This window comes from Pedobacter sp. T50_32, assembly GCF_057652195.1.
In genome coordinates, this window is record NZ_JBYFBY010000002.1 from 519,170 (window position 1) to 531,787 (window position 12,618).

Annotated in this window: 6 protein-coding genes; 3 read left to right on the plus strand and 3 right to left on the minus strand. The window is 35.3% G+C overall.

Features of this window, described 5'->3' with window-relative positions:
• The first annotated feature begins 28 nt into the window (after positions 1-28).
• Both porU2 and asnB read left to right on the plus strand, forming a co-directional pair.
• Complete coding sequence (gene porU2, locus AC23ME_RS07665) at positions 29-4,957, plus strand: putative type IX secretion system sortase PorU2 (RefSeq protein ID WP_487727168.1); 4,929 nt, start codon at positions 29-31, stop codon at positions 4,955-4,957.
• On the plus strand, positions 4,957-6,789 hold the full coding sequence (gene asnB / locus AC23ME_RS07670) for an asparagine synthase (glutamine-hydrolyzing) (protein ID WP_487727169.1): 1,833 nt from the start codon (positions 4,957-4,959) through the stop codon (positions 6,787-6,789). Before porU2 ends, asnB begins: the two co-directional genes overlap by 1 nt.
• Here the strand turns inward: asnB and AC23ME_RS07675 are convergent.
• From AC23ME_RS07675 to AC23ME_RS07685, 3 genes are all read right to left on the minus strand, one after another.
• A complete protein-coding gene (locus AC23ME_RS07675) occupies positions 6,786-7,748 on the minus strand; it encodes a hypothetical protein (protein ID WP_487727170.1) in 963 nt (320 codons plus the stop codon). The two genes, asnB and AC23ME_RS07675, sit on opposite strands and share 4 nt — an antisense overlap.
• A gap of 114 nt (positions 7,749-7,862) precedes the next feature.
• The gene (locus AC23ME_RS07680; RefSeq protein ID WP_487727171.1) at positions 7,863-8,729 is read right to left on the minus strand and encodes an energy transducer TonB; all 867 of its coding nucleotides are present in this window, start codon (positions 8,727-8,729) and stop codon (positions 7,863-7,865) included.
• 78 nt (positions 8,730-8,807) lie between these two features.
• Positions 8,808-9,863, minus strand: a complete 1,056-nt coding sequence (locus AC23ME_RS07685) for an acyltransferase family protein (protein WP_487727172.1) — start codon at positions 9,861-9,863, stop codon at positions 8,808-8,810.
• A gap of 227 nt (positions 9,864-10,090) precedes the next feature.
• Between AC23ME_RS07685 and AC23ME_RS07690 the strand changes: the two genes are divergently transcribed.
• Positions 10,091-12,274, plus strand: a complete 2,184-nt coding sequence (locus AC23ME_RS07690) for a glutamine synthetase III family protein (protein WP_487727173.1) — start codon at positions 10,091-10,093, stop codon at positions 12,272-12,274.
• Positions 12,275-12,618: the final 344 nt, after the last annotated feature.

A 12,618-nucleotide genomic window follows, 5' to 3' on the forward strand; every position in this document is an offset into this window, starting at 1 on the left:
TAAAAGGAATTATTTGTATGTTTGATCTATGTTGCGCATTTATTTTTCTGTACTTATAACTCTTTGTAGCCTAGGTGTTTTTGCCCAAACTCCTTATGGCAATGACTGGATTAGAACAAACCAATCTTACTACAAAATTAAAGTAAGCCAAAAGGGTATTTATAGATTAAATCATGCTACGCTAAATCAGCAAATACCAAATTTAGGCACAATAAACCCTAAAAACTTCCAACTTTTTAAAAATGGAAAAGAAATAGCTGTATACGTACAGGGAGAAAACGACAACTCATTTGACAATACAGACTATATAGAATTTTACGGTGAACCTAATGATGGAACGTTGGACAAGGAGCTATACCCTGTAGCCAATACGCAACCACATAATAATTACAGTCTTTTTACCGACACCGCGGCTTATTTTCTAACCTTCAGTAGTACTACACCTGGTAGACGTATACAAAATTTCCAAGCATCAAAAGCGGGTTTAACCTCAGAGAACTATGTCATCCAAGAAAGTTTAGGCGTATACCCTGAGGCTTTTTATCAAGGCAGATATATTATTGCCCACATGAGCTTATCCGATTATCAGGAAGGAGAAGGATTTATGGGTGCTACGTATGCTTTAGGGGGACAACAGATAAGAACATTATCTACACCAAATTTGTACAGTGGTAGCGGCTCACCTGTCATTAAGTTTGAAACTTATGTTGCCGGCAGGTCTGATGCGCAATCTACAAATCCACAGGGAAACAACCATCATTTACGTATAAGTATAGGTAATGGTATTAGTACTTTCATTAAAAAAGATACATTATTCAGAGCATATGCTGTAGCAAAAACCACTTTTTCAATTGCGCCAAATGAGTTAGGGCAAAATACACAAATCATCTACGAAGCTGTTAATGATCTAGGTGCCAGTACAGACTTTCAGGCGGTTGCCTATGCAAAAATCACGTACCCTCGCACCTTAGATCTACAAGGAGCAGGAAATCTCAGCTTTTCATTAAATGGTGGCACTCAAAATAGATTGCTAAGCTTTGCCAACAATAACAAAACCCAACCTATAATATGGGACGTTACATCTGAACAGAGGGTTCTAGGTGAAGTAAGTGGTAGCAATGCAGAATTTGTGTTATCAGCAAATAGTAACAGTCGAAATTTCTTTCTTCATGATGGTACCTCGTTCATTTCTCCCACCATAACAAAGGTAGAGATGCTTAACTTTTCGCCTACCACATTCGATAAAAACTTCATTATCATTACCAATAAAAAACTTTTAGCTAGTGCTCAAAACTATGCTGCATACAGAAATCAAGGCAATTACAAATCTTTCTTGATTACTACAGAACAGCTGTACGATCAATTTTATTATGGTATCCATCATCCGCTTGCCATCAGAAATTTTGCAAAATACTTATTACAGTTTGCCGCTACCAAGCCTGAATATCTCCTATTGTTGGGCAAGGGCATGGAAAATAATTTAATTAGAGATGCCGGCGGAATAAATGAAGATTTAGTTCCTACTTATGGCTCACCCCCATCAGATGATTTACTGACAGCCAGAATAAACAATACGAGTTTAGCCCCAGCTATCGCTACAGGTAGAATAGGAGCAAAAACGAACGAAGAAGTAGAAATTTATCTAGAGAAATTGAAGCGATATGAATCATACGATAACGCAATTTGGCGTAAGAAGTTTATACATATCAGTGGGGGTAGTAATCTTACCGAAAATTTGTCGTGGGCTGCCTACCAAGCGAATATGTTTAACATGGCGAAAGCAGAACCATTTGGTGCTGATACCGTAAATTTCAATAAAAATGTGACTGTACCAGTTAGTCTTACTCAAAAGCAACAAATTATTGGGGAAATTAATAAGGGGGCTGCATTACTTTCCTTTTTAGGTCATGGGGCCCATCAAACTACAGAGGTTGATTTTGGACTTCCCCAAGAGCTAAACAATAGTGACCGCCTTCTTACTTTTTTAGTTAACGGTTGTACCACAGGAAACACCTATGTTATTGCGCCTTCTTTAGGAGAAAAACATATTTTTTATCCAGAAAGAGGTGCTATAAGCTGGATTGGAACATCAAGTCAAGGCGTAGCAAGTTACCTATCTAACTTTAGCTCTATTTTCTATCAAAAGGCATTCGCTACCAACTATGGTGTTTCAATTGCCGAAGCCTTGAAATTAGCTAAGAATCAGTATCAAAATCCAAATGATGTCATAAATGTAATGCATACTACGCAGTATACATTCCAAGGAGATCCAGCTCTAAAGTTTTATACGCCTGCTAAATCAGATTTTGCGATAGGAAATAACGATCTTTTTATATCTCCATCAAATGTAACTTCTCTAACCACATCTTTCTCAGTAGCAATAGTTGCTAAAAATATTGCTAAAGCGGTAAATCAGCCTATAAAAGTAGCTCTGACAAGAACATTGGCTAACAATACAATTTTAACCTATCCTACTCAAATCTTTACTAAGCCAGTTTTTAATGCTGACACCCTTTATTTTAAAATCGAAAATAATGATATCAGCTCTGCTGGAATGAATAAATTTACAGTAACCTTAGATCCTGACAACGAATTTGACGAATTAAGCAAAACTAATAACACGGCGAGCTTTGATTTCTTTTTCGCTTCTAATGGAATGAATATCATCTCTCCTAAAAAATATGCTATCGTTCCAAATTTGGATACTGAATTGATTGCGCAATCAAATGATCTCTTAATTAAAGATGCAAACTACATTTTTGAAATAGATACCGTAAAAACTTTTAATAGCCCTTGGCACAAAACAACAAATTTAACCGCAGGACATTTACCTAAATGGCGACCAACGTTACTAAACAACAATAATCAGGTGTATTATTGGCGAGCACGCTTAAATGTAGATTTTGATAAAGGTGGTGGCTGGCAAGAAAGTTCTTTTACCTACATACAAGATAGTCCTGAGGGCTGGAGCCAATCACACTTTCAACAATATCAAAACGGCATATTAACCGCTTTGGAGTTCAATACAAATTCTAGATTACTGGAGTTCGCAAAGACTGGCATTTACAGAGTAATACAAACCAGAGGAGATGACGCTCCAACAACTGAAGAACGCAGGTTTAGATCTAACCCAGGCGGAGCACTGGGATTTAGACCAGATGACTTCACAGGATTTACCATCATGGCTTTTGATTATAAAGTGAGACGGGCTTTTAGCTATCCATCCCAATTCAATTTTCAGAATCAAGATGGTGCAAACTTGCCTTTTTATTACTCTGGACAGTTCTACTTCGATATTAACAATACCGTTGAAATTGACAGCTTAATTGATTACATTGACAAAATCCCTACCGGATATCATGTATTTGGATATAATGGGTATGGCATAGATTTGTCTAGCTTACCTCAAAGAGCCAAAGAAGCATTTCTGAAAGTGGGTGTTGTAAATATAAGCAGTACTGGCCCTGGAGAGCCATATATGTTTTTTGGTGAAAAAGGTATGCCAGCAGGGCAAGCGATAGAAAGGTTTGCAGATTTAGGCAACAATCTTGCTCCAAGACAGCAAGTGATTAGGTTTGACAAAACCTATCCTTATCCTTTGGCACAAGGCAATTATGTCACTGAGCAATCCGGTCCGGCAACAAAATGGAAGAGCGCACATTACGACGTAGCTGTAGAGAGCACGGATGTGGTATCGTTCGACCTGTTAGGCTACAATACCTCTGGCACTATGCAAGTTTTACGTACAAATTTACCTTCAAGCATGGTAGATTTAAGTAGTTACGACGCAAAAACATACCCAAAAATGGCACTTAGAGCTAACTTTACCGACAACACAAATAGAACTCCTGCACAGATTTTAAAATGGAGGTTTATTTATGACGAAATTCCGGAAGCTACTATCAATCCAGAAATAGGTTACAATTTCTATAAAGGTACTATTCAAGAAGGTGATAGTGTTAAATGGGACGTGAGTTATCAAAACCTGTCTAAATCCAAGTCAGATTCTGTAAATGTTTATTACACATTAACTAAGCCAGACAGAAGTACAGTTACAACCAAAGCTGGAAAAATTGAAGAGATGGCTGCGGGGGCAAATACGATATACAAATTAAAAATCCCAACTTTAGGTTTAGCAGGAAACAATCTACTGAAATTAGATTTCGCACCTATTAATGGCAATGATAGTTACGCTTTTAATAATTTTATTCAACAGAGCTTTAACGTTATTAGAGATAATAAAGAGCCTATTGTAGATGTGGCTTTTGATGGCAAACACATTATGAATGGCGAAATAGTCTCTCCACAACCCAACATTATGGTAAATCTGAGTGATGAAAACTCATTCATCCTACTTAAAGATACTACCGTGATGAATATTTTATTAAAATCGGAAACTGGTAGTTATAAGAGGATTGCTTACACGTCTGGAATGCTAGAATTTACGCCGGCAAATTCTACGAATAACAATAAAGCTTCGGTAGTATACAAACCATCTAAATTAGCAGACGGCATTTACACGTTAATGGTAGAAGCTAAAGATGCCAGCGGAAACGTTAATAGTGCAAACAACTATACTGTAGACTTCGAAGTGATTAATGAATCCGCCATTACTCATTTTTACCCCTACCCTAATCCTTTCACAACAGCAATGAAGTTTGTGTTTACCTTAACAGGTGATAAAATACCTGATAAAATTAAAGTACAAATCATGACAGTTACAGGTAAAATAGTGAGAGAAGTATTTAAGGAAGAACTGGGAAATATTCGAATAGGAAATAACATTTCTGATTTTACTTGGGACGGAACAGATATGTATGGAGACAGATTAGCAAATGGGGTTTACTTTTACAGGGTGATTGTTGAAAATAATGACAAATCGGAAATTAAACATAGACGAACCACTACCGATAGCTACTTCAAACAAAATACCGGGAAAATTTACTTGATGAAATAATGTGCGGAATTACGGGGTTTATTGATTATCGAAAGTCAATTAGTGAGGATGATCTAATAAGTGCATCAGCGGCAATTCGCCACCGTGGGGGTGACGGGTTTGGGCATATTTACGAAACGCATGAAAAATTCAACCTCGGGTTAGCCAACGAGCGTTTAGCAACTATAGACCTTTCAAACAATGGCCTACAGCCATTTACCTCTTCTTGTGGCAACTACACCATCACATTTAATGGCACCATATATAATTATCTCGAATTAAGAGCTACACTGATCAAATATGGCATTACATTCAACACGCTTTCTGATACCGAAGTACTAATTGAATCTTATAAAAAATGGGGACACCAGCTTTTTGAAAAAATAGATGGCGCTTTTGCATTTGCAATTTTGGATAAAAAGCAACGACAGCTCTTTTTAGCTAGAGATACTATGGGGGTAAAGCCTCTATACTTCTATAGAGACAAAAACTTTTTTGCTTTTTCGTCAGAGCTAAAAGGAGTGCTTCAATTTCCAATACAGAAAAAAACCAATACTACTGCGTTAGAGAAATATTTTAGGTATGGTTATTTCTTTGGAGATGAAACCATCTTCGAAAATATATGGAACTTTAAGAAGCAGCATTATTCCGTAATCGATTTAAACAGCGGAAATTTTTTAGAACGAAAATTTGATAATTCGTCATCTTCATTAATAGAAATACCAAATAATGAAGAAGAAATAACATTAAGAATGCATGAATTGCTTACCGAATCTATTTTGAGAAGAAACGTAGCTGATGTTAATGTTGGAGTAATGCTGAGCGGTGGGTACGATAGTGCTACTGTTGCCGCTGTGCTACAAAAAAATCAAGCAAAAAAACTTAGAACATTTACCCTCGGATTTAACGACAAAAAAATTGATGAGGCACCAGAAGCAAGGGCAATAGCAAAATACCTCAATACTAATCATAGCGAATACTATATTGACAATACTGGAGCTTTAGATGCTTTAGAAAATATACCTAAAATCTTTGACGAACCCATGGGCGATAGTGGCGCTATTCCATTGGCTTTTCTAGTTAAAAAAATTGCCGAAGAAGATGTAAAAGTTCTACTCGGAGCTGAAGGGGGCGACGAACTGTTTGCGGGGTACAATAATTATGCAAAGGCATTATGGTTACATCAAAAATCTGCGATAATTCCTAATTTTCTAAAAAAAATAACTATTAATTTTTCTAAAAGCAGAAAAAAAAAGCTAAAAGAAATCTTCGATGCTAGTAACCTCATTGAAGTTTACGAATCGTTAACATCATTCTATTCTTTTAGCGAAATCAGTCTACTTTTAAACAAAGAAGTTGAAACGTTTACACACCGTGGCACGGGAAATGGAATTAAATGCTTGTTAGAATTTGACTTGAATAATTATTTACCCAACGATCTACTCCTGAAATCAGATAGAATAACAATGCACTATGGAATAGACAATAGAGATGCGTTGTTGAAAACCGACCTTGTAGATTTCTTAAAACAGGTAGATGAAAAGCGCTTTATAAAAAATGGAGAATTGAAATTCTTACTGAAAAAAATTACACATCAGTATATTCCTGAAAAATTGATGGACAGACCAAAAAAGGGTTTTAGCATTCCAATTACGCAATGGATGAATACAATTTACAAACCCTTTTTAGAAGAATATTTATCGCCAAATCAGTTGGATAAGCATCGTTTTTTCAATATCGTCGAAGTTTTTAAAACTAAGAACAGATTTTATCTACATCCGAATGGCAATGACGCCAGAAAACTATGGCTTTTACTTCAATTTCAAATGTGGTACAACGAACACTTCGATTAGCTACGAATTATAGTGATAATTCTTTTAACGAAAAATACTGCTTTTCTTTTTAATGCGTAAATACGTGAATTAATATTACTGTAAGTAGCTACATTAGCCATTCGGAGATCGGCCTTAAACCTTGATTTAAACGCTGATATATACTCCATGTCAGCTCCCAACAGATCAACATAATCAAACCCCTTAGACTTTAAGTGAATAAACATTTGGTGATAAAGCGCCGAATGTAAAGAGCCTGGCTGTTTATCATACAACTTATTTTTGAGCACAGTAAAAGCTCTCTTATTCTCTTCATCAACAAATAAAATGTGTGAAACGAGGAGCTTGCCTTCCAAATAACAGCTAAAACAAGTTAAACACCCTGTTTCAGCTAAATTCATCAAAAGGGTTCTTATCTCGTTAATAGATGTCTTCGTGTAACATTTTAAATCAGAGAATATTTGAAGATTTATATCTAAAATATAAGTTGAAATACTTTCTTCTTTGTACACATAAGACAAACGACTAGCCTTTTCTAAATTTTTATGTACATCTTTAGCATACTCAAGCTGTTCAAGGTTCTTAATATAGGTAAACCTATTATTTATTGAAAAACCTGCCCATAAAAATGGTCTAACATCTGTTATTGATGGTGGAATTCTGATACTAATTTTTTTGAATTCCAATTGTAGCTTCCTCAAAAAATCAGCCACATATTCACAATATTTAGTATCTCCCAAGTTCGGCTCTACCCAAAAAGCTGAATAAAAAAAGTGTATTGGGCTTAAGATCATCGCATTCTTAGCTAATGCTACAAGACTAATTACGATTTTACCTTTCTTTTCGAATACAAAATATTTTGCATCACAATTATGCTTGCGTTTCAATGCCTCAACGACTTCAAATCGTTCATCGAAAAAAAGTTTTCTTTGCTGCTTAATTCTATCAGTCCATTCGTGTTGGCTAAGTAACTTTAGCATTGATATTCATTTTGCGATAAAACTACGTTATTAAAAATGTAAAGAATAAAAAAAGCGATAAAATTTCTTCTACCGCTTTCATCATAAACTTACAAATCAATATTACTTTACAAACTAATTCTGCATTACATAACTAATAGGCATATTATATCTTACCCTCACAGGTAAATTATTTTGCATTCCAGCTTTCCAGCGTGGCGATTTTTTAATTACGCGCATCGCTTCCTCGTCACAACCGTAACCAATGCCTCTGGTCACTTTTACGTCGGTAATCATACCATCTTTTTCTACGACAAAACTTAAGAATACCTTACCTTGTATAGCAGCATCTTGTGCCATAGCTGGATATCTCAAATTTCTCTGAATGTACTTTGCCCAAGCGTCCATTCCTCCCGGAAACTCTGGGCTATGTTCAGCAATGCTAAGTATTTCCTCGCCATTGCCTCTTGTTCCAGTTCCAGTACCTAATCCAGATTCACCGCCAGTTTCAGAACCTAAATCTGCATTCCCCCCTTTACTTAAAACACCAGCTTCAGTGGTACTTGCAATAACTGCATCTTTCAATTCATCAGATGTTGGCGGTTGAGTCTTCACCAAATCATCGCTAACCACTTTAATATTATCCGTCATCCCCACGGTCTTTACCTTTGGAGCAACGGTTTTCGGCGCAACCTGCTCTTGTGGTTTAGCTTCTGCTGGCTTAGGTTCCTCTACCTTTGGTTTAAGTTGGTAGATCGTATTATCAATGGTCACTATTCGTTCTACAGGCTGCTCCACAACAACTTCATCGCCTTTTAAAGCAGCAACAACAGACGGACCAACAAACACACCTATAAATAAAGGTGCAGTGATAAACAAAGCCTTTAATAAAGTATCAGCCGATTTTCTTCTAAGCTGGTACGCACCGTAGTTTTGGTTTCTGTTGGCAAATACGAGAGCGAGCCACTCGCGATCGTATAAATTTGATGAATTATTAAACATAGCTATAAGGTTTTTAGCTATGATGGCAAACTATTTAAGAATCCATAAATAATAAACAAGAAATTTTAATGTTATTGCCTACCGCTTCAAAACCTTTTTTTCAATCACAAACCACGAAAAAAAACCAAAAATTACACATAAGCCTAATGATAATGCAAATTGATAGGGTTTTGTATTTAAATGTAAGTGAAAAAATAAATTAATAATGGGCATCTGATAGATATAAATTCCATAGGAGATATCATTACCTTTCAATATTTTGCCAGATAAGCTAGGTCTAGTGTTTGCTATAGAAAAAACCACCCCAACAAGTAAAACCAACATTATAAAACTCAAACTATTAAATACATATCGATAATATATTATTTGAAAGTGGTCTAAAACAAATCCAAAGCTTATAAAAATTAGTATCCAGGGTAGTGCTTTTCCTTTAAATATTTTTATAAAAAAAGTTCTATTTAAATAGACCAAAGCTCCCGCTATAAAAAAATATAAATAAGATAGCACAAACACGAAAGACAATTTATGTGCTAAGCTATCAGGATGTAAATATTTGTTAAAAAGATAATTGTATAATGCAGATATAATGAAACAGATTATAAGAATTGTATTTTGCTTCCACTTATCTCTCTTTTTTAATAAGAAATACCATAAAATAGCTACAAATAAATAAAATTGAAGTTCTACAGATATGGTCCATAAAGCACCATTAGGTGGTGAAAAACCAAAATCCCTTACAATCTCAGGATTATAAAACTGAAAGATGGTAAGTTGTGCTGCAATCCATTTTCCAAAATCTAAACTTAAAACTTCCTTAAAACTTAAACTATTAAAGTATAGCAGTAACAATATTGTAAGAAAAAAACAAATAATTAATGCTGGATATATCCTTTTAAATCTCTTTTCAATAAATAACTTAAGAGAATTTCTTTCTAAGGATTGAAAAATCAAATACCCAGAAATTATAAAAAACACATTTACACCTGGAAAATTCCAAATAAAACGCTCTAAGAGCTTACCACTATCATTGTCCAAAAATTGAAAAAAAGCTAAATGATGAAGTAAAAGGACTTGTAATGCAGCAATTAACCTTATTAAGTCAAAGTTATTTCTATGATCTCTTATATCTTTCACGGGATGAAGATAATCATCCAAGACATATTATGAAAATCATCATTTCACCCATATCATCAAAAAATCTATAAAATTATTTTTCGGCATACAAATCAAGCAAAAACACCAAAAACAATATGAAATTCTAAAAATATATAGTTAAAAAATATTTTTTATCACTTTTTTAATAAAATTTTCAAAAAAAATAACAGAAAATCATATTTTTGGATAAAATTTAAATCAAATAAATGAAAAGCTTAAGAACCATAGCGCTAAAGGAAGCACAAAACAGAGAAATCCCTGAAATAACAGTGTCATCTACTAAAATTTCAGAATTCTACGGCCAGAATGTTTTCGACAAAAAGAAGATGAAAGAATATCTTTCTAAAGATGTTTTTGAAAAACTAATTTCTTCGATTAACCAAGGCGAATTAATCAATCATGATGATGCAAATCAAATTGCAGCAGCCATGAAAGCTTGGGCTATGGAAAAAGGTGTTACTCACTATACACACTGGTTCCAACCTTTAACTGGTTCTACAGCAGAAAAACACGATGCCTTCTTTGAGCCAAGTGGCGATGGTGCTATCGAGCGTTTTGCAGGTAGTGCGCTCGTACAACAAGAGCCAGATGCTTCAAGTTTCCCTAACGGTGGTATACGTAATACTTTTGAAGCTCGTGGCTATACCGCTTGGGATCCGTCTTCTCCAGCTTTCATTATGGAAAACTCTGCTGGTAAAACACTTTGTATTCCAACTGTATTTGTTGCTTACACTGGCGAGGCTTTAGATTATAAAGCACCTTTATTAAAAGCACTTTCTGCTATCGATAAAGCAGCTGTTGAAGTTTGCCAATTTTTCGACAAAAGCGTATCTAAAGTAAATGCATCTTTAGGTATCGAACAAGAATATTTCTTAGTAGACTTAGCTTTATTTAACGCTCGTCCAGATTTAGTATTAACTGGTCGTGCTTTATTTGGCCACATGTCTGCAAAAGGACAACAATTAGAAGATCACTACTTTGGCTCTATTCCAGAGCGTGTATTTGCTTATATGGTAGATTTCGAAAACGAAGCCTTGAAATTAGGTATTCCTTTGAAAACTCGCCACAACGAGGTAGCTCCTTCTCAATTCGAGTGTGCGCCTATTTACGAAGAAATCAACTTAGCTATTGACCACAATCAATTGTTGATGGACGTAATGGAGAAAGTTGCTCGTCGTCACAACTTTAAAGTATTATTGCACGAAAAACCATACGCAGGCATTAACGGTTCTGGTAAACACAACAACTGGTCGTTAATTACTGATACTGGTAAGAACTTATTAGCGCCAGGTAAAACGCCTAAAAACAACTTAATGTTCTTAACTTTCTTCGTTAACACGATTAAAGCGGTACACGAACATGCAGATTTATTAAGAGCAAGTATTGCTTCGGTAAGTAACGATCACCGTTTAGGTGCTAACGAAGCTCCACCAGCAATCATTTCAATCTTCTTAGGTCAACAATTAGATGAGATTTTGGATGAAATCGAACACTCTCGTTTAAGCAAAAAATTAAAAGAAGATAACTCATTATGGTTAGGTATTCCTAAAATTCCTCAAATTTTGTTGGATAATACAGATCGTAACCGTACTTCTCCATTTGCTTTCACTGGTAATAAATTCGAGTTAAGAGCAGTAGGTTCTACAGCTAACTCTTCTGCTCCAATGACAGTTTTAAATGCTATCGTTGCAGATCAGTTAACTAAATTTAAAATAGATGTAGATAAATTGATCAAAAAAGGCGACAAAAAAGACGTTGCTTTAATGACAGTGATTAAACGTTACATTAAAGAATCTAAAGCTATTCGTTTTGAAGGTAATGGTTATAGCGATGAGTGGGCAGAAGAAGCAGAAAAACGTGGTTTATCAAACATCAAAACTACGCCTAAGGCACTTGATGCTTACGTTAGCGAGAAAACCGAAGAGTTGTTCGCTAAAACAAACGTATTCAGTAAACGCGAATTACATGCTCGTCACGAAATTTTGCTAGAAAACTTCTACAAAAAACTTCAAATCGAGGCTCGTGTATTTGGCGATGTAACTAACAGCCAAATCATTCCTGCGGTTATTGCTTACCAAAATACATTAATCGAGAATGCTAAAGGTTTAAAAGAGCTAGGTTTAAGCAAAGAAGCTATCGCTACGCCATTGGCAATCATCGATAAAATTTCTAACCACTTGTCTATCGTTAAAAACAGTATCGACACGATGTTAGAAGAACGTAAACAAGTAAACAAATTAGAAGATTCTCGTGAAAAAGCAATCGGTTACGATGAGAAAGTGAAGTCTCACTTCGATACTATCCGTTACCATGTTGACAAATTAGAGCAAATTGTTGACGATAGCGTATGGCCATTGCCTAAATTCAGAGAGTTGTTATTCTTAAAATAAGAAGCAAATTTTCATTCAATATAAGGTGCAGCATTTATGTTGCACCTTTTTTGTTTAGGCGAAAGTCTATCCTATTCCGTCATTGCGAGGCACGAAGCAATCTTAAAGCTATTATTAATAATTTAGGTTAATTAGAAAAGCTACTTTCTACTTTCAATCAAAGTCAGCCCCCGCTTTCCGCTAAAATCTTTTTTTGACATTGTCATCCTGAGTTTATCGAAGGATCTGTTTCATAGTTTGCACATGCTTCGACAAGCTCAGCATGACATCTGGGGGGGGGGGCAACGACAGTAACAAAAAAAGTATTTTCGCTTCAATCGGGTTTATTGCACAACCGTTCATAC

Bases quoted from the DNA above. Each gene is read 5' to 3' on its own strand.
- asnB (WP_487727169.1), top strand. From the start codon at position 4,957: ATGTGCGGAATTACGGGGTTTATTGATTATCGAAAGTCAATTAGTGAG.
- AC23ME_RS07690 (WP_487727173.1), top strand. From the start codon at position 10,091: ATGAAAAGCTTAAGAACCATAGCGCTAAAGGAAGCACAAAACAGAGAA.
- AC23ME_RS07675 (WP_487727170.1), bottom strand. From the start codon at position 7,748: ATGCTAAAGTTACTTAGCCAACACGAATGGACTGATAGAATTAAGCAG.
- porU2 (WP_487727168.1), top strand. From the start codon at position 29: ATGTTGCGCATTTATTTTTCTGTACTTATAACTCTTTGTAGCCTAGGT.
- AC23ME_RS07680 (WP_487727171.1), bottom strand. From the start codon at position 8,729: ATGTTTAATAATTCATCAAATTTATACGATCGCGAGTGGCTCGCTCTC.